Source organism: Streptomyces sp. NPDC057137 (assembly GCF_042670825.1).
In the GTDB taxonomy this organism is placed as follows: Bacteria; Actinomycetota; Actinomycetes; order Streptomycetales; family Streptomycetaceae; genus Streptomyces.
Genome location: NZ_JBHUUW010000076.1, coordinates 1 through 15,594, shown reverse-complemented (window position 1 = coordinate 15,594; position 15,594 = coordinate 1). Strand labels below are relative to the sequence as shown.

Genomic DNA, 15,594 nt, shown 5'->3' with positions numbered 1-15,594 from the left:
TCCCTGGCCTCGGGACCGGCTCAGCCGGAGAAGAAGCGCGAGCGCTGCGACTCGATCTTCTTCAGCGTGGCCGCCCCGTCGTCCGGGTGGCCGAGCCACTGCGTCAGACCGGGCAGGACGACGGTGGAGATGAACCCCGGGTCGCTGTCCCGGTCGCCGAACTGGGTGATGTGCTTGGCGGCGCCGATCAGCTCGGCCGACTTCTTCTGCAGCGCGTTGTACTTGCTGGTGTCGGCCTTGCTGTGGACGGCGACGTTGCTCGGGTCGACGCCCATGTAGATGCCCTCCGCCTCGGGGCTGCCCAGGAATTCGAGGAACTTCCGGGCGCCTTCGGCGTTCTTGGGCTTGCGGCTGAGCATGAATCCGTCGGTCGGCGCCTCGACCGTGTCCATGCCGTGCGCCGGGTCGATCGTAGGGAACGGGAAGAAGTCGATGTCCTCGCGCAGCGCCGTGTCGGTGATCTGCTGGCCGAGGAAGAGGCCGATGACGGCCATGCCGGACTTCTTGTCGAGCAGTGACTGGGCCGCGTCCTGCCACGAGCGCCCGCCGGCGCCCGACTGGTAGTACGGGGCGAGTTCCCGCCACAGGTCGAGCACGGTGCTCATGCGCCGGTCGCTCCACGCGACGTCGCCGCGCATCAACTCCATGTGGAAGTCGTAGCCGTTGGCGCGCAGGTTCAGATAGTCGAAGGCACCGAGGATGGACCAGCTGTCGCCGCCGCCGTAACCGGAGGCGATGGGCGAGAGCCCGTCCTTCTTCATCTTCTTGGCCAGCGCGACGAACTGCGCCCAGGTGGTCGGCGCCGTGTAGCCGCGCTCCTGGAAGACGCTCTTGCGGTAGAAGACGGCCCACGGGTAGTTGTACAGCGGTACGAAGTAGTACTTGCCGTCCGCGCCCTTGGAGAGCTGCTTCGCGGCCTCGCTGAACCCGGAGCCGATGGTCTCCCACACGTCGTCGACCGGACTGGCCAGCTTCTTCTCGGCGAAGTACTGCATGCGGTAGCCGGCGAACCAGGTGAACGTGTCGTCGGGGGTGCCCTGCAGATAGCTGGAGATGCTCTTCTGGAAGGTGTCGTGGTCGACCGTGTTGGTCTTGACCTTCAGCTCGGATTCCTTGGTGAAGGCCTTGGTCACCGCCGCGTACGCCTTCTTGGGCGTGGCGTCCGCGCCGTTGGAACCGAACGTCACGGTCTTCGGGTCGGCGGCGGGAGGACCGCCGCCGCACGCCGCCAGGGCGGGCCCGGCGAGAGCGGCCGCTCCCACTCCCATCAGTCCGTTGACGACGCTGCGTCGTCTCGGACCACCGGCTGCGGGTATGCGGCTCTGCTGCGTCATCGCTTCTCCTGGAAGGTGTCGGACCCGATGAAGGTCTGTATCGCGGTGGCCGCGGCCCCGCGCGCCCACTCCTCGAACGGCAGCGGACGCGTGATCACGTCGCACTGATCGGCGGTACTGAAAGCGGTCGCGGAGAACGCTTCCTTGATCTGGGCGGCGAACAGGTCGTACGCCGCGAGTCCTTCGCCCGAGATGATCACGCGCTCGGGGCCGAGCAGATTCACCACGGTGCCGATCGCCCGGCCGATCGCGGCGCCCGCGTCCGCGTACGCCTCACGGGCCACCGGGCTTCCGCCGTGGGCCAGTTCGAGCGCCTGTGCCGGTCCGGCCAGGGGCTCGCCCGTGTCGCGCTGGATACGGCGCACGATGGCCGAGTCCGAGGCGATCGCCTCGACACAGCCGAGGTTGCCGCAGTGGCACAGCGGCCCTCGCGGGTCGATGGACAGATGGCCGATCTCCCCGGCCACCCCGTGCGCCCCGGAGACCACGCTCCCGTTGACGACGAGGCCGCAGCCGATCCCGGCGCCGACGGTGACCAGGGCGAAGTTGGAGAGTCCCACCCCGGCGCCGAACCACTGCTCGGCGACCGTCAGCGCCCGCACGTCGTTGTCCACCGTGGTCGGCAGCCCGGTCGCCGCCGCCGTGAGTTCGGCGAGGGCGATGTCACGCCAGTCGAGGAACGGCGAGTAGCGGACGGCTCCGGCCGCCCGGTCCACATCGCCGGACACGGCGACCGCGAGACCCTGCACCTGGACACCGAAGCCCTCGGCCTCCGTCCTCAACTCGGCCGTCAGCTCGGCGATCACGGCGATCACGGCACCCGGCTCACGATCGGTGAGCGGTACGTGGCGGGCCAGCCGGATCCGGCAGCACAAGTCCGCGAGGACCGCGATCACCTCGTCGGCCGTCACCTTCACACCGATGAACAGGGCCCTGCCGCCGTCCACCCGGACCGGGTTGGCGGGCCGTCCGACGGCCGGCGGCGCGCTGTCGTCGGCGGCCTCGACGAAGTAGCCGGCCGCCATCAGCGGGCGTACGGCCTTGGTCACGGCGGCCGACGAGAGGCCGGTGCGCCGGGACAGCTCCACACGGGACAGCGGGCCCTGGGAGAGCACGGTGGTGAAGACCAAGGAGGCGGCGGGGGTGGCCGCCGGAAACGCCTCCACCTGGTCGGTCGTTGACATGGCCGGAAACGTAGGTGAGTTAATTTCCTCTGTCAATAAAAAAAGCAGGAACCCTGCGAAGTAGAAGTTGATCATCCATTCTCCAGGGAAAAGTTTGTTGAAGCACGGCACTTGACAGCAGATCAAAGGGCGGGATTGGCTACCTGCCGTCACAGTGCTGCCCCTGAACGTAAGGATCTCCATGCCCCAGATCTCCTGCGCACCGGACGCCGCCCTGTGGCTGGTCAACACCCCGAACACCTCCTACGCGGTGCGGATCGACAGCAGCGGAGCGCCCTGTCATGTGGCGTGGGGCGGCAGGCTGACCCTCGACGAGGCGGGGGAGATCGCCGCGCGGGCCCACCCGGTGGACCGCGAGATCAGCAGCTTCGAGGGCCGTCCGCCGGTCGGCGAGGAACTCCCCGTCGACGGCGGCGCCCGCTACGGCGTGCCCTCGCTCCAGGTCCGGTTCGCCGACGGCACCCGCGCCGTCGAATGGGAGCCCGTCGGCCACCACATCCGCGAAACCCCCGACGGGGCCGCCGAGTTGGACCTCGACTTCCGCGACCGGCACTACCCGCTCGGTATCGGCCTGCACTACCGCGTGTACGACGACAGCGACGTGATCGAACGCTGGACGACCCTGCGCAACACCGGCACCGACGACATCGTCCTGCTGCGCGCCGACTCGGCGGCCTGGACCCTGCCTCCGCGCGCCGACTACCGGCTCGGCCATGTCACGGGACAGTGGGCCGCCGAGACCCAACTCCGGCGCGAGACACTGCCGTTCGGCGAGACCGTACTGACCAGCAGACGAGGCATATCCAGCCACCACCTCAACCCGTGGGTCATGCTGGACGACGGCACCGCGAGCGAGGACCACGGCCAGGTGTGGAGCGCCGCGCTCGCCTGGAGCGGCAGCTGGCGCATCACCGCCCAGCGCACCTCCGACGGCCGCGCCGGCTTCACCGGCGGCGCGGGGCACGACTCCACGACCCTGCGCCTGGGCCCCGGCCTGACACACACCACACCGCGCTTCGCCGGGCTCCGCACCGAGGGCGGCTTCGGCGCGGCGAGCCGCGCCTGGCACGCGTACATCCGCGCGCATGTCCTGCCGCACCCGGACGAGATCCGCCCCGTGCTCTACAACTCCTGGGAAGCCACCGGCTTCGACATCGACGAGAACCGCCAGATGGCCCTCGCGGCGCGGGCCGCCGAACTCGGGGCCGAGCTGTACGTCATGGACGACGGCTGGTTCGGCGCCCGGCGCAGCGACCGGGCCGGACTGGGCGACTGGACGCCGTCACCCGACCGCTTCCCGAAGGGCCTCGCACCACTGGCCGACGAGGTGCACCGACTCGGCATGCTCTTCGGCCTCTGGGTCGAACCGGAGATGGTCAACGCCGACAGCGACCTCTACCGCGCGCACCCCGACTGGATCCTGCACTTCCCGCACCGTACGCGCACCGAGCTGCGCAACCAGCTCGTGCTCAACTTCGCCCGGGACGACGTCGCCGACTGGGCGTACGGGTGGCTCACCGCACTCGTCGCCGACAACGGCATCGACTTCCTCAAGTGGGACATGAACCGGTCCTTCAGCGAGGTCGGCCCCGGGGGCGGCCCCGACGGTGACGACCGGCTGTGGAGCGCGTACGTGCACAACCTCTACGGCGTCGTCGACCGGCTGCGCGCCGACCATCCCCGGCTGCGCATCGAGGCGTGCAGCGGCGGCGGCGGGCGCGTGGACCTCGGCATCCTGTCCCGTACGGATCAGGCGTGGCCGTCCGACAACACCGACGCGGCCGACCGGATCGGCATCCAGCACGGCTACAGCCAGCTCTACCCGGCGTCGACCATGGCCGGCTGGGTGACCGACGTGCCCAACGAACTCACCGCGCGCACCGTGCCGTTGGCCTTCCGCTTCCATGTCGCGACGGCCGGGGTACTGGCCGTCGGCGGTGACCTCACCCACTGGTCGGACGAGGAGATCGCCGAGGCGGCCGGGTTCGTGGGCGCGTACAAGCAGGTCCGTCATCTGGTGCAGCACGGTGTCCAGCACCGGCTGCGGGCGCCCGTGGACGACGGTCCCACGGTCGTGCAGTACACGTCGCCCGACCGGGCGGAGACCCTGGTGCTCGCCTGGCAGCGGGCCCCCCGCCGGGGGAGGCCGGAGCTGCCCGTCCACCTCGCCGCACTCGACCCGGCGGCGGTCTACCGGGACGTGGCGACCGGGGTGTCGCACCACGCGACCGTGCTGATGGAGCACGGACTGCCGCTGGACCTGCCGGCGGGCGACTGGGCCAGTACGGCGATCCATCTGAGGCGGGTCTCGCCCTGACACCTCGTCACTCTCCGGGCGTGTGCGCCGTCGCGCGCGCCCGGCGTGCGTGACGGCGCCACTATTGGTCTGGACCTGACTATTGCCCTCGAACCGGCCGAAGTCCAAGCTCGCCTCATGGAGCTGGAGTTGCGGCATCTCAAGACGATCCGTGCCATAGCCGACGCGGGCAGCCTCACCAAGGCCGCATCGGTGCTCGGCCTCGCCCAGCCGGCCCTCAGCGCACAGCTGAAGCGGATCGAAAGCGCCCTGGGCGGGCGGCTGTTCGACCGGGGACGGCACGGCGTCCGTACGACACCGCTCGGCGAACTCGTCCTGGCCCGCGCCCGGATCGTGCTGCCCGCCGTGACCGAACTCCAGCAGGACGCCGTCCGGTTCGCCCGCACCCTGGAGGAGACCCGCCGCTTCCGCCTCGGCGGCACCCACGGTCCCCTCCTCGGCGGGCTCGTCGACCGGCTCGTCTCCGCCCACCCCGGCGTCCCCGTCACCACGTACACCTCATGGTCCGAACGGGAGATCGCCGCGTCGGTCACCGAAGGCCGGATCGACTACGCCCTCATCGGCTGCTGCGGAGCGAGCCCGCCACCCGCCGGCGAGCGGCTGGAGTGGCGCGAGATCGCCGGCGACCCCGTCTTCGTGATGCTCGCGGCCGGTCACCCACTGGCCGACCGCCAGGAGATCGGCCTCGCCGAACTCGCCGACGAGGCATGGACCGACGTACCGGGCGACGGCTGCTTCAGCGACTGCTTCACCGCCGCCTGCGCCCGCGCGGGCTTCACCCCCACCAGCGTGTACGAGACGGACACCGCGTCCTGCGTCCATCTCGTCCAGGTCGGCCGCGCCGTCGGACTCTGCCGCGCCACCTTCCCCACGACCGCCGGACTGGTGACCCGCCCCCTGGCCGGCACCCCGCTGAGCTGGCGGCATCTGCTCGGCTGGCACCCGGCGTCGCGGGCCGCCGACAGCGCGCCCGCCGTGCTCGAACAGGCCCGCGCCGCCCACGCCCAGGCGGCGGAACGCAGCGAGAGCTACGCCGACTGGCTCGACGGCGGCCACGGCCCCCTCGCCTCCCTGCCACCCGGCAGCCTCCACGGCGCCGGGCGCCTGCCCTAGGGAGTGTCTTCAAAGTCCCGCCTGGCCCGCGGGCGGACGGCGCTACTTTGAGGACAGGCCCTAGGGGGTGTCTTGCCGATCTTGCCGGGCTCGCGGTCCCTGGTGCCGCGCCTCGCCGCGTTGTCGTCGGTCGGCATGGCTCCGCCATGCCTCCCTCCTCCGCCTTGCGATCCACGGCACCAGACCCCGCTCCCTGATCCGGCCTGATCGGAAAGACACCCCCTAGGCCGTATCCATAACGCCAGGCAGAGGGAGAACTGGCATCTTATGAACGGCAGTTGACCACTCCTACGGTTTCGGTACCTCCCCACCCGCTCTCCCTCACCGAAACCGAGGAGACTCCCCATGCCCCTGCTCCACAGACCCACCGCGAGCGCGTGCGCCGCGCTCGCGGCCATCGGCGCACTCGTGCTCGCCGGACTGCCGGGCACGGCGTCGGCCCTGACCACCGGATCCGCCGCCGCTCCCCACCCCGCCGCCGACACACCGGCCGTCGCCGACGCTTCCCCCGCACTCCTGACGGCGATGCGACGCGACCTCGGCCTCACCCAGGCGCAGGCGCGCCACCGGCTGACCAACGAGGCGGCGGCCGGCGCGACCGCGGGCCGGCTCCGCCTCGGACTCGGCGCCGCCTACGCCGGCGCCTGGGTACAGGGCGCCGAATCCGCCCGGCTCACGGTCGCGACCACCGACCCCGCCGACGTCCCGGCCATCGAGGCCGAGGGCGCCGTCGCAGCCGTCGTACCGCACCCGCTCGCCGCACTCGAAGCGGCGATGACGACGCTGGACCGGGCCGCCGTCCGGACCACGACCGTCGACGCGCCCGTCCGGTACGTCGACGTCCGCACGAACACCCTGGTCGTCCAGGCCGTGCGGCCCGCCGCCGCACACGACCTCGTCGCCGCCGCCGGGATCGACCGCGGCCTCGTGCGCGTCGAGACGTCGGCCGACCGGCCCCGCGCGCTCTACGACCTCCGGGGCGGCGACGCGTACTACATGAACGGCAGCGGACGCTGCTCCGTCGGCTTCGCCGTCACCAAGGGGACCCAGCAGGGCTTCGCCACCGCCGGCCACTGCGGTCGCCCCGGCACCACGACCAGCGGCTACAACCAGGTCGCGCAGGGCTCCTTCCAGGCCTCCACCTTCCCCGGCCGCGACACCGCCTGGGTCGCCGCCAACAGCAACTGGACCTCGACCCCGTACGTCAAGGGCCAGGGCGGCGCCAACGTCCAGGTCACCGGCTCCACCCAGGCACCGGTCGGCGCCTCGGTCTGCCGGTCGGGCTCCACCACCGGCTGGCACTGCGGCGTCATCCAGCAGCACAACACCAGCGTCACCTACCCCGAGGGCACCATCTCCGGAGTGACCCGCACCACCGTCTGCGCCGAACCGGGCGACTCGGGCGGCTCGTTCATCTCCGGCAGCCAGGCCCAAGGTGTCACCTCCGGCGGCTCCGGCAACTGCTCGTCCGGCGGTACGACCTTCTACCAGCCCATCAACCCGCTGCTCCAGGCGTACGCCCTGACCCTCAGGACCACCACAGGACCCGGCCCCGGAGACCCGGGCGACCCCGGCGATCCCGGTGAGCCGGGCGGGACATGGGCCGCGGGCACCGTCTACGCGGCGGGCGCGCAGGTCACCTACGGCGGCGTCACCTACCGGTGCCTCCAGGCCCACCAGGCGCAGCCCGGCTGGCAGCCCCCGAACGTCCCCGCGCTCTGGCAACCGGTGTGACGCGGTCGCGGGGCCGGGCCGAGGCCCCGTGTTTCAGGGCGCGTCGAACGGCAACACGAACCTCATGAATGAGGACAGCGCAGCGAACAGGAACGCGAACGGCACGGCGGCGAAGGTCGGTTCGAGCATCGAGTCGGCCACCTCCAAGGGGCTCCGGACCACCGGAGACGCCGTGGACCGTGCCAAGACGAACTCGGCGCTCGCGGCCTCGAAGGCCAAATCCTCCGCGCGGGCGGCCGAGAAGTCCGCCGAAGCGGGTGTGCGATCGGCCGGCGAGGCGACCAGGCGTGCCGCCACCGCCGGCTGGGTGAGCAGTCGCCAGGCCGTCGTGTCGACGGCGGGCAAGGCGGCCACCAAGGCCACCACCGCGTGGACCGTCGTCAAGCACCGCAAGGCCGTGTCGGCTGGAGCCGCCGCCGGTGTCGTCGGCCTGGCCGGGGGCGCCTTCGCCCTGGGGCGGCAGACGGCCAAGCCGAGGGGGCCCCTCTCCCGGCTGACCGGAGGCCGGATCTGACAACGGCGACAGCCTCACAGCTTCACCACGGAGGGCCGACGGACTGCCGTCGGCCCTCCGTCCGTCCGTCGTTTGTCACCCGAACCCCGAGCCGCAGTCGTGTCACCCGCCCGGACGCTCGCCGAAACCGTACGATCAAGACCGCTATGCGGTGATCACATCATCACCGTCCCTTTCGGTCCCTGGATGACGCGATGTGCTGGAGCGCGACCGCCGACCTGACCGCGGGTATCTGTATCAGCGCGATCGGAGTCGCCTGCGTCGCGCGCGTACGCCGTGTCCGCGATCTGCCGCTCGCCGCACTGCCCGTGCTCCTCGGCGCCCACCAGATCGTCGAGGCCCTCGTCTGGGACGCCGGCGGCGGTGAGGGGCCCGCCACCACGGCCTGGGCCGTCATCGCGATGCCCCTGCTGGCGCTCTGGGTCCCCCTGGCCGTACTGCTGGCCTCACCGCCCGGGTCCCGCCGCCGGCTCGTCGTGCCCGTCGCCGCCGGTGTCCTCACCGCCGCCGCGCTCTCGTACTACCTCGCCACCCGGGACGTCACGGCCGAGATCCGCGGCCACACCGTCGGATACGCCGTCCACCTGCCGCAGCCGGAGATCGTCGTCGTCGGCTATCTCCTCGCGACCATCGGGGCGCTGCTGCTCTCCGGCGACCGGACGGTGCGGCTGCTCGGCGTCCTGGTCACGGTTGGAGCGGTGGTCTGCGCGGTGATCTGGCGACTGGAGTTCGTCTCGACCTGGTGCGCCTTCGCCGCGCTCGCGTCCGTCGTCATGCTCGGCTGGGCCTGGCACCGTACGGACGCACCCGGACGGGCGGCCTGACCGCCGAATACTGCCGCCCGGTGCCTCCGCCTGACGCCTCACGGTCAGCGCCTCACGGTCGGCGCGCGACCACCATGCGGCAGCGCGGACTGCCGTCGGGCAGCCGCCCCAGGCTGTCGAGCGCGACAAGCTCCACCTCGAAGCCCGTACGGGTCAACTCGTCCACCACGTCGGTGAGCCCGAAGGTGCGGTAGTACATGACGAAGGGCGGACGCCACACGGCGTTGCGCGCCCGCATCGCCGCGTCGAAGCCCCAGAGCGTCCAGTACAGCCGCGAGCCGACGCGCGGCGGCGCGGGCACCGGGAAGACGAACACACCGCCGGGCCGCAGGACTTCACGCACCCGCGTGAAAAGCGCGGGCCGCTCGGAGGGCAGGAAGTGGCCGAACGCGCCGAAGCTCACGGCCACGTCGAAGGCGGCGCGGAAGGGCAGGGCGCGGGCATCGGCCCGTACGAAGTCGACGACGGGCCCGCCCGTACCGTCCCGGCCCGTACCGACGCCGCCGGAACCGGCCTCGTCCGCACTCTCCTTGGGCAGCTGGGCGGACCTGGCGGTGGCGAGCATGCCGGCGCTGAAGTCCACCCCGGTGACGCGCTCGACGCACACCTCCCGCAGGACGTCGACACCGGCTCCGGTGCCGCAGCAGATGTCCAGTCCCGCGCGGAACGGGCCGAGCGCCCCGAGGGCGTCGGCCACGGCGTCCAGGACGGTGTCCGGAGTGCGGAAAGGGGTCAGATCGAACTTCGGGGCGAGCAGGTCGTAGCCGCGCTCTGTCGACGAGAGCGCCTGCACGGTCAGTTCGCGAAGGGTCGGGCCCTGTGGGGTGAACATCACCACGCAGCCTACCGACAGTTCCGACACGCGACGCGGGCAGGGGACATTCGTGGACGCTTCCCTCTCCCGGGGGACATAACGCGGCGCGCGGCGCACGGTCACTGCACTGTGCGGGTGTTGTCGGGCGTCACGCTTGATCGTTTCTGTGGTCTGGAAGCGAGGAGACGTGTAGCGTCAGTTCTAGCTGTCGTGGTTCCGAAGTACTTTGTCGCCCGTGATCACAGTCGCGGGCGATTCGGCTGTTCAACGTCTCTGAGGACCAGGGCGATCACCTCCGGTTCCCGCACGGTGCGGGGACCGTTATGAGTCCTTTGGAGGACACATGGCCAGCGGTACCGTCAAGTGGTTCAACTCGGAAAAAGGCTTCGGTTTCATTGAGCAGGACGGTGGAGGCCCCGACGTCTTCGCCCACTACTCCAACATCGCCACCCAGGGCTTCCGTGAGCTCCAGGAGGGCCAGAAGGTGACGTTCGACGTCACGCAGGGTCAGAAGGGCCCCCAGGCGGAGAACATCGTCCCCGCCTAGGACACCTCGTCCCAGGGACACCACGTGTCCACCAGCGCCCCGGCAGCGTCCTGCCGGGGCGCTGGTGCATAACGGGGTATCAGGAAGTGGTAACCAAAGAGGTGTAGTAAGTGCTCAGGCCGCCCAGGTAGGCCGGGTCGCGCGTGTCGTGATCGCGCTCGAACACCGGAGCGCCCTTGACGGTCGACTTCGTACAGCCGACCCGAATCACCCGCCCGGCCGGATCGATCGAAGTGACCAGCCCGGCGGGAATGACGAGACTCTTTCCGAAGACCCACATCCCGGTGTCCACCACCAGGTGCTCGAACGGTGAGCCCTCGGACTGTCTGTCCACGCTGCCCACCGTTCCGTCGGTCGCATGGACGCTGTAACCGGTGAGGTCCATACCCGGCACATGGCCCGACTCGACCGCGAATACCCACATGTCACCCATCCCGGCCCTCACTCTCGTTCGACTGTCGCGGCGAGAACGCCGCTCAAGGTGCACTTGCCCCCCGGGCCCACCCAGCAACCACGCATGGTTCAGCAAGGTGTTACCTGATGGTCGGCTGTGGGGCGGACGCGCTGACAGAAGTACCATCGCGAACAACCGGGGGATGCCATGCAGATGCCATCCATAGGAAGCGAGCCATTCATGTCCGGCAGTGCCGTCAACGAGTTCACGAGCGTCCAGTCGCAGTACGAGGTCCAGGTCGCCGGTGATCTGGAGCGCAACGAGGCGGAGCAGAAACGTCTCCGCGCCGAGATCGACGCATTCCAGGCCCAATTGGAGACCCTGGAGCGTGACCACGCTCTGCTGCTCGGCGTGCAGCGGGTGTTCGCCGACGGAGCCGGGCACGATGCCGCACGGAGCGCGAAGGTGCCCGGGGCGCGGACGGCGAAACGCCCCGCGAAGGCAGCGGCCAAGGCCGCCGAGAAGACCCCCGCCAAGTCAGGGGCGAAGCCGGTGGGCAAGTCAGGCGCGAAGGCGTCCGCCAAGACCTCCGCCAAGACCTCCGCGAAGGCCGGAGCGGCCGAGAAGCAGCCCAGCCTCGCCCACTTGCTGGGCACACTGCTGGCCGCGCACGGCGAGCCGCGCTCGGCCGCGGAGATCTCCGCCGAGCTGATCGCGGACCACCCGCAGCGCAACTCCAACGTCAATGTGGTGCGGAACGCGCTGGAACAGCTCGTCGCCAAGTCCGAGGCCCACCGCAGCAAGCAGAACAAGTCCGTCTTCTACACCCACGCGGGACAGGGCGCCGCCACCACCCCGGACCCGGCCCCGGTGGCGGACTGATCAGGCAGCTCGATCAGGCGACGCGCGGCCCGCGACGGCGTCCTCGGCGGACAGCGGCGCCCCGCAGCCGCCGCGTCAGGCGAACGGCACGTCGTCCACCGCGAGTTCGCCGCCGCCCGGCACGCCGGCGCGACCGCCGCGGCCCGGACGGCTGACGGCCGCCGCCCGAGCGGTCAGTGGCGGTGTGGCGACGGGTCGAGCAGCGCCGCCTCGTGCTCGGCCATCCGCCGGAACTCACCGAGGTCGTAGTTGGCCAGCGTCGAGTCCAGATTGGTCAGCGCGCCCAGATGCTCCACGAAGCCCTTCGGGTCGTACTCGATCTGGAGCGTCACCCGGCTCTCGGTGTCGCTGAGCCGGTGGAAGGTGACCACCCCCGCGTGGTGCACCCCCTCCGAGGTCCGCCAGGCGATGCGGTCCTCGGGGACGACCTCCGTGAGCTCCGCCACGAAACTCTTGTCGGCGCCCGGCAGGGAGACCTGCCACGCGAACAGGGAGTCGTCGATGCGCTCCACGTGCTTGACGTGGCTGAGGAAGGAAGGCCAGCGCTCGACGTCCTGCCACAGCGACCAGCTCACGGACACGGGCGCCTTGATGTCGACGGCTTCGATCAGTGAGGACGTCATGGGTTTCTCCTCCGTCGGTTCGAGACGACTTCGTCTGTCATCCGCTACCCGCGCGATCGGCTTTCACCGCCCGTACCTCGCGCCCCCGCCTCGCGCTCCGTGGCCGTACCGGCCGACGGACATCCTTGTGTGTCCCTCAGACATCCCTTCCATAACCATCGAACGGGTGACCTTTCAGCCTGGGGCCGGGCGGTGAAAGGGTGTCCCTCGTGTGTCGCACCATGCGTCGCACGAAACGCCCACGTAACACGCACGACCGGTCCGAAGTTCAGTACGAGAGGCACCCGTGATCCCGAACACCCTCGACACAGCCCGCGGCCACCTGGCACGGCCTGCCCCCGACTGGTGGCGTGAGGCCGTCGTCTACCAGGTGTACGTCCCGAGCTTCGCCGACGCGGACGGTGACGGGATCGGCGATCTGCGCGGGATCACGGACCGGCTCGACCACCTCGCCGGCCTCGGCGTCGACGCCCTGTGGCTCACGCCCTTCTACCCCTCGCCCTGGACCGACGCCGGCTACGACGTCTCCGACTACCGGGGCGTCGACCCCCGCCACGGCACCCTCGACGACTTCCGCGGCCTCGTGCGGCGCGCCCATGGCCTCGGCCTCAAGGTCATCGTCGACGTCGTGCCCAACCACTGCTCCGACCAGCACCCCTGGTTCGTGGAAGCACTCGCCTCACCGCCCGGCTCCCCGGCCAGGGACCGCTTCATCTTCCGCGAGGGGCGGGGCCCGGACGGCAGCCTGCCGCCCGCCGACTGGAAGTCGAAATTCGGCGGTGGCGCCTGGACACGGGTGCCGGACGGCCAGTGGTACATGCACATCTTCTCCGCCGAGCAGCCCGATCTGAACTGGGAGAACTCGGACGTCCTCGCCGACTTCGAGGGGATCCTGCGCTTCTGGCTCGACCTCGGGGCCGACGGCTTCCGTATCGACGTGGCCCACGGCCTGCGCAAGGACCTCGTGGAACCCCTGCGGGACACCGGCGGACGCGACTCCGCCTCCCTCAATTCCCCGCCCGAGGGTGAGGACCACCCCTTCTGGGACCGCGACGAGGTCCATGACATATACCGGACCTGGCGCAAGATCATCGACTCCTACGCGCCTCCCCGGATCACCGTCGCCGAGGCGGGTGTCAGCGCGGCCCGGCTGCCTCTCTACACCCGGCCCGACGAGCTTCACCAGGCCTTCAACTTCTTCCATCTGCGCTGTCCCTGGGACGCCGAGGAGTTCCGGAAGGTCATCGACACCTCCCTCACCGGCGCCCGCGCGGTCGGCACCCTGCCCACCTGGGTGCTCTCCAACCACGACGTCGTACGCCACCGGACCCGCTACGCCCTCCCTCAGGGCATCGACTACCGCGCCTGGCTCTCCGGCGGTGGCACCGACCCCGCGCCGGACGACGCCCTCGGGCACCGGCGGGCCAGGGCCGCCGCGCTCCTGACCCTGGCCCTGCCGGGCAGCGCCTACCTCTATCAGGGTGAGGAACTCGGCCTTCCCGAAGTCTCCGACCTGCCCCTCGACGCGCTGCGCGACCCCATGTGGGAGCGGACCGGACGCACCACCAAGGGCCGCGACGGCTGCCGCATCCCACTGCCGTGGACCCGCTCCGGCAGCAGTCATGGCTTCGGGCCGGGCGGCAGCTGGCTCCCGCAGCCGGACGGCTGGGGCGATCACGCGGTGGACGTCCAGACCGGACGGCCCGACTCCTTCCTGGAGCTGTACCGCACGGCCCTGTCCGTACGCACCCGCTTCCGCGGCGACGAGTCGTTCAGCTGGCTGCCCGCCCGCGACGGCGAACTCGCCTTCCGCAAGGGCCGGTTCGAATGCCGGATCAACCTCTCCGGCACGTCCCTGCCGCTGCCGGACGGCGCCGTGCTGCTCGCCAGCGACAGCCTGGCGGGGGACATGATCGCCCCCGACACCGCCGTGTGGACAGCGGCGGCCGACGGCTGATCGGTCCGGCTGCGTCGGTGTTGCTGTCGGTGTCGGTATCGGCGTCATTGGCGTGATCGGCTTCGTCGGCATCGGGGGAGGCTCCTTTCCGTCGTCGTACATGCACAACGCGTGAGCACGGGCCAGCGCTCCGTACGAGGGGTCACCCGAATGGCTGAATCCGGCCACCGATTCGCGGGGAGCCCAGCGGTGCGCGTGCGGCGCCCCTTTGTCCCCCGGACGGGTCAAAGGGGCGTTTTCCCTGGTTGCCGCCCGCCGTCAGCAGGTGCCGCATGGAGATACGCGAGTCAGCCGACGCGCGGGGATACCGGACCCCGCCGGCTCGCCGCCAAGGAGTGATCACTGATGGCAGCCGACGATGTCTTCCACCACGTGGGTGAACTCACGGGTCTGACCGCCTACGACGCAGCCGGAGAGAAGATAGGCACTGTCGAGCAGGCGTACCTGGACAACGAGACGGGCCGCGCCGAGTGGGTGACAGTCAAGACCGGCATGTTCGGGATGAAGGAGTCCTTCGTGCCCCTGGCGGGCGCCACCCGCGACGCGAACGGCCTCCAGGTCCCGCACGCCAAGGAACTGGTCAAGGACGCCCCTCGCATGGACGCCGACGAGCACCTCGACGTCGGCCAGGAGCAGGAACTGTACGACCACTACGGCCTCACCCGCCCCTCCGGGCGCAGCGGGGCACCGGGCATGAGCCCGGCGCCCGGCAAGGCTGCCAAGGACACCACGATGGGCCGCGACACGACGAGCGGCAACGGCGCCCAGGGCCGTACCGACGCCACCGCCCAGGCGGGCACCACCGGCCGGCCCGACACCGCCAAGGCCGCGCCCACTCCCACTCCCGCCACCGGTCGCGGCGAGGAGGAAATGGTGCGCTCGGAGGAGCGGCTCCGGGTCGGCACCGAGGAGCACGAGTCCGGCCGGGCACGGCTCCGGAAGGTCGTGGTGACCGAGAACGTCACGACCACCGTGCCGGTCACCCACGAAGAGGTCCGTATCGTGCGCGAGCCCATCAAACCGGGCGACCGCACCATCGGCCGCTCCCCGATGGGGAACGCCGAGACCGAGGTCATCCTGCACGCCGAGGAGGCGGTCATCCGTAAGGAGGCCGTACCGGTGGAGCGCGTGCGCATGGAGACGGAGAAGGTCACCGAGCAGAAGGAAGTCTCGGCCGACGTCCGCAAGGAGCGGGTCGAGTTCGACGACCCCGGGCGGGACGACAAGGGACGTGGCGGCGGGCGCGGTCCCAGCCACTGAGTGGCTGCTCCGCCAGGCACTCCGCAATCTCCGCAATCGCAGGTCGGCGTGGGGGCCCCCGGGGTACCCGGGGGCCCACCCCCGCCCCCCGTGCCGC

At 70.8% G+C, this 15,594-nt stretch carries 14 protein-coding genes; 9 read left to right on the top strand and 5 right to left on the bottom strand.

All coding sequences use genetic code 11. The features are described from left to right. Nucleotides 1-20: 20 nt before the first annotated feature. Together ACFT9I_RS35080 and ACFT9I_RS35075 are read right to left on the bottom strand one after the other, a co-directional pair. A complete protein-coding gene (locus ACFT9I_RS35080) occupies nucleotides 21-1,334 on the bottom strand; it encodes an ABC transporter substrate-binding protein (protein WP_382571237.1) in 1,314 nt (437 codons plus the stop codon). Continuing rightward, nucleotides 1,331-2,518: an ROK family protein gene (locus ACFT9I_RS35075; RefSeq protein WP_382571235.1), complete on the bottom strand. Its 1,188-nt coding sequence runs from the start codon at nucleotides 2,516-2,518 to the stop codon at nucleotides 1,331-1,333. Before ACFT9I_RS35075 ends, ACFT9I_RS35080 begins: the two co-directional genes overlap by 4 nt. 181 nt (nucleotides 2,519-2,699) lie before the next feature. Between ACFT9I_RS35075 and ACFT9I_RS35070 the strand changes: the two genes are divergently transcribed. The 5 genes from ACFT9I_RS35070 to ACFT9I_RS35050 all read left to right on the top strand — a co-directional run bounded on the left by ACFT9I_RS35070 (nucleotide 2,700) and on the right by ACFT9I_RS35050 (nucleotide 9,020). Next, complete coding sequence (locus ACFT9I_RS35070; protein WP_382571233.1) at nucleotides 2,700-4,835, top strand: alpha-galactosidase; 2,136 nt, start codon at nucleotides 2,700-2,702, stop codon at nucleotides 4,833-4,835. A gap of 117 nt (nucleotides 4,836-4,952) precedes the next feature. Further along, entirely contained in the window at nucleotides 4,953-5,948 is a 996-nt protein-coding gene (locus tag ACFT9I_RS35065) for a LysR family transcriptional regulator (protein WP_382571231.1), read from the top strand. Nucleotides 5,949-6,293: 345 nt separating this feature from the next. After that, nucleotides 6,294-7,682: a carbohydrate-binding protein gene (locus ACFT9I_RS35060; RefSeq protein ID WP_382571229.1), complete on the top strand. Its 1,389-nt coding sequence runs from the start codon at nucleotides 6,294-6,296 to the stop codon at nucleotides 7,680-7,682. A 64-nt stretch (nucleotides 7,683-7,746) separates the two neighbouring features. Continuing rightward, complete coding sequence (locus tag ACFT9I_RS35055; protein ID WP_382571227.1) at nucleotides 7,747-8,196, top strand: hypothetical protein; 450 nt, start codon at nucleotides 7,747-7,749, stop codon at nucleotides 8,194-8,196. Nucleotides 8,197-8,390: 194 nt separating this feature from the next. After that, entirely contained in the window at nucleotides 8,391-9,020 is a 630-nt protein-coding gene (locus ACFT9I_RS35050; RefSeq protein WP_382571226.1) for a DUF6629 family protein, read from the top strand. Nucleotides 9,021-9,072: 52 nt separating this feature from the next. On the opposite strand, the gene ACFT9I_RS35045 is transcribed toward ACFT9I_RS35050, so the two are convergent. Then, the gene (locus ACFT9I_RS35045) at nucleotides 9,073-9,852 is read right to left on the bottom strand and encodes a class I SAM-dependent methyltransferase (RefSeq protein WP_382571225.1); all 780 of its coding nucleotides are present in this window, start codon (nucleotides 9,850-9,852) and stop codon (nucleotides 9,073-9,075) included. 325 nt (nucleotides 9,853-10,177) lie between these two features. Between ACFT9I_RS35045 and ACFT9I_RS35040 the strand changes: the two genes are divergently transcribed. Continuing rightward, on the top strand, nucleotides 10,178-10,381 hold the full coding sequence (locus ACFT9I_RS35040) for a cold-shock protein (protein ID WP_107014974.1): 204 nt from the start codon (nucleotides 10,178-10,180) through the stop codon (nucleotides 10,379-10,381). A 79-nt stretch (nucleotides 10,382-10,460) separates the two neighbouring features. On the opposite strand, the gene ACFT9I_RS35035 is transcribed toward ACFT9I_RS35040, so the two are convergent. Further along, the gene (locus ACFT9I_RS35035; protein ID WP_382571224.1) at nucleotides 10,461-10,814 is read right to left on the bottom strand and encodes a PRC-barrel domain containing protein; all 354 of its coding nucleotides are present in this window, start codon (nucleotides 10,812-10,814) and stop codon (nucleotides 10,461-10,463) included. Between the two features lie 201 nt (nucleotides 10,815-11,015). On the opposite strand from ACFT9I_RS35035, the gene ACFT9I_RS35030 reads away from it, so the two are divergent. Further along, complete coding sequence (locus ACFT9I_RS35030; RefSeq protein WP_382571222.1) at nucleotides 11,016-11,657, top strand: hypothetical protein; 642 nt, start codon at nucleotides 11,016-11,018, stop codon at nucleotides 11,655-11,657. A gap of 173 nt (nucleotides 11,658-11,830) precedes the next feature. On the opposite strand, the gene ACFT9I_RS35025 is transcribed toward ACFT9I_RS35030, so the two are convergent. Further along, nucleotides 11,831-12,280, bottom strand: a complete 450-nt coding sequence (locus ACFT9I_RS35025; RefSeq protein ID WP_382571221.1) for an SRPBCC family protein — start codon at nucleotides 12,278-12,280, stop codon at nucleotides 11,831-11,833. Between the two features lie 286 nt (nucleotides 12,281-12,566). On the opposite strand from ACFT9I_RS35025, the gene ACFT9I_RS35020 reads away from it, so the two are divergent. Together ACFT9I_RS35020 and ACFT9I_RS35015 are read left to right on the top strand one after the other, a co-directional pair. Then, complete coding sequence (locus tag ACFT9I_RS35020) at nucleotides 12,567-14,237, top strand: glycoside hydrolase family 13 protein (protein ID WP_382571220.1); 1,671 nt, start codon at nucleotides 12,567-12,569, stop codon at nucleotides 14,235-14,237. A gap of 345 nt (nucleotides 14,238-14,582) precedes the next feature. After that, nucleotides 14,583-15,497 carry a PRC and DUF2382 domain-containing protein gene (locus ACFT9I_RS35015; protein ID WP_382571218.1) on the top strand — a complete coding sequence of 305 codons (915 nt, stop codon included), beginning with the start codon at nucleotides 14,583-14,585 and terminating at the stop codon, nucleotides 15,495-15,497. The last annotated feature ends 97 nt before the right edge of the window (nucleotides 15,498-15,594 follow it).

What these genes read in the sequence shown, in the direction of transcription:
- ACFT9I_RS35080 (WP_382571237.1), bottom strand. Translation starts at nt 1,334, where the DNA reads ATGACGCAGCAGAGCCGCATACCCGCAGCCGGTGGTCCGAGACGACGC.
- ACFT9I_RS35075 (WP_382571235.1), bottom strand. Translation starts at nt 2,518, where the DNA reads ATGTCAACGACCGACCAGGTGGAGGCGTTTCCGGCGGCCACCCCCGCC.
- ACFT9I_RS35070 (WP_382571233.1), top strand. Translation starts at nt 2,700, where the DNA reads ATGCCCCAGATCTCCTGCGCACCGGACGCCGCCCTGTGGCTGGTCAAC.
- ACFT9I_RS35065 (WP_382571231.1), top strand. Translation starts at nt 4,953, where the DNA reads ATGGAGCTGGAGTTGCGGCATCTCAAGACGATCCGTGCCATAGCCGAC.
- ACFT9I_RS35060 (WP_382571229.1), top strand. Translation starts at nt 6,294, where the DNA reads ATGCCCCTGCTCCACAGACCCACCGCGAGCGCGTGCGCCGCGCTCGCG.
- ACFT9I_RS35055 (WP_382571227.1), top strand. Translation starts at nt 7,747, where the DNA reads ATGAATGAGGACAGCGCAGCGAACAGGAACGCGAACGGCACGGCGGCG.
- ACFT9I_RS35050 (WP_382571226.1), top strand. Translation starts at nt 8,391, where the DNA reads ATGTGCTGGAGCGCGACCGCCGACCTGACCGCGGGTATCTGTATCAGC.
- ACFT9I_RS35045 (WP_382571225.1), bottom strand. Translation starts at nt 9,852, where the DNA reads ATGTTCACCCCACAGGGCCCGACCCTTCGCGAACTGACCGTGCAGGCG.
- ACFT9I_RS35040 (WP_107014974.1), top strand. Translation starts at nt 10,178, where the DNA reads ATGGCCAGCGGTACCGTCAAGTGGTTCAACTCGGAAAAAGGCTTCGGT.
- ACFT9I_RS35035 (WP_382571224.1), bottom strand. Translation starts at nt 10,814, where the DNA reads ATGGGTGACATGTGGGTATTCGCGGTCGAGTCGGGCCATGTGCCGGGT.
- ACFT9I_RS35030 (WP_382571222.1), top strand. Translation starts at nt 11,016, where the DNA reads ATGTCCGGCAGTGCCGTCAACGAGTTCACGAGCGTCCAGTCGCAGTAC.
- ACFT9I_RS35025 (WP_382571221.1), bottom strand. Translation starts at nt 12,280, where the DNA reads ATGACGTCCTCACTGATCGAAGCCGTCGACATCAAGGCGCCCGTGTCC.
- ACFT9I_RS35015 (WP_382571218.1), top strand. Translation starts at nt 14,583, where the DNA reads ATGGCAGCCGACGATGTCTTCCACCACGTGGGTGAACTCACGGGTCTG.